Raw genomic sequence first — 1170 nt, forward strand, 5'->3', positions numbered from 1 at the left:
GCCCCCGGCCCCGCCGGGGGCCGCGGCGTCCCCCACCAGACCGGCCTCGTACGCGACGATCGCCGCCCGCACCCGGTTGCGCACCCCGAGCCGGATCAGGACCGCGCTGACGTAGGCCTTGATCGTGCCCTCCACGAGATGCAGCCGCCGCCCGATCTCCGCGTTGGACAGGCCGGCCCCGATCAGCGCCAGCACCTCCCGCTCCCGCTCGCTCAACTCGGCCACCCGCTCCCGCGCCTGGTCCCGCACGCTCGTCCCCTGTCGCAGCTCGCCGATCACCCTGCGGGCCACCCGCGGCGACAGGCACGCCCCGCCCTCCGCCACGGCGTGCACCCCGGCGATCAGCTCGCGTGGATCGGACGCCTTCAACAGGAATCCGGCGGCCCCGAGGTCCAACGCCCGGGTAATGTACTCGTCCTGGCCGAACGTGGTGAGCATGACCACCCCGGTGTCCGGCACCAGCTCCCGCAGGTGCCGCAGCGCCGTCAGCCCGTCGGAACCCGGCATCCGGATGTCCAGCAGCGCCACGTCCGGCCGGTGCCGGCGGGCCAACTCCACCGCCTCCCTGCCGTCCCCGGCTTCCGCCACCACCTCGACCGCCGGATCGGCGGCCAGGATCCCCCGGATCCCGGCGCGGATCATCGCCTCGTCATCGGCGATCAGGACCCGAACCATCTCGCGCACCCCCATCAGTCACCCCGCCGCAACGTGTCCTTCGCCACCAACACCCCGTCCTCGTAGCACAGCCGGAACATCGTCTCCGAGATGTCCAGCAGACCGTGCCCGGCCCGGTAGTACTCGCAGCTGGCCCCGGACGGTATGGGCGGCTCGGCCAGCACCGGCGGCGGCGCGCTGATCGAGTGCGGCAGCACGGACGCGAACTCCGACCGCTCCTGCCCGAGCCGCAGCCCGTCGAACTCGGCCGACCCCAGGGACGTCCGCGTCACCGAGATCGCGTAGAAGGCGAACAACGCCGCCAGCATGGCGAACCCGAGCCCCAACGGCAGGGCCGACAACCGGAGCAGATCCCGCCGCGCCCGCCGCTGGGCCGCCACCATCTCGGCCGGCCGGGCCGCCGACCCGGGCGGCGCCGACGCGCCCTCAGGCGGAGTGCGCGGCAGCCGCGCGACGACCTCGAACCCCGCCGCCCCCCGTGGCCCGGCCCGCAAC

Annotated in this window: 1 protein-coding gene and 1 pseudogene; both read right to left on the reverse strand. The window is 74.6% G+C overall.

Annotation, left to right across the window (positions count from 1 at the left end):
* Positions 1 to 675, reverse strand: a 675-nt coding sequence (locus E1283_RS36360; protein WP_132822415.1) for a response regulator, incomplete at its 3' end; no start/stop codon positions are given.
* 14 nt (positions 676 to 689) lie between these two features.
* Positions 690 to 1170: pseudogene (locus E1283_RS37900) on the reverse strand (hypothetical protein); the annotation flags it as partial.

It is taken from the genome of Streptomyces hainanensis (assembly GCF_004348415.1).
Taxonomy (GTDB): Bacteria; Actinomycetota; Actinomycetes; order Streptomycetales; family Streptomycetaceae; genus Streptomyces; species Streptomyces hainanensis.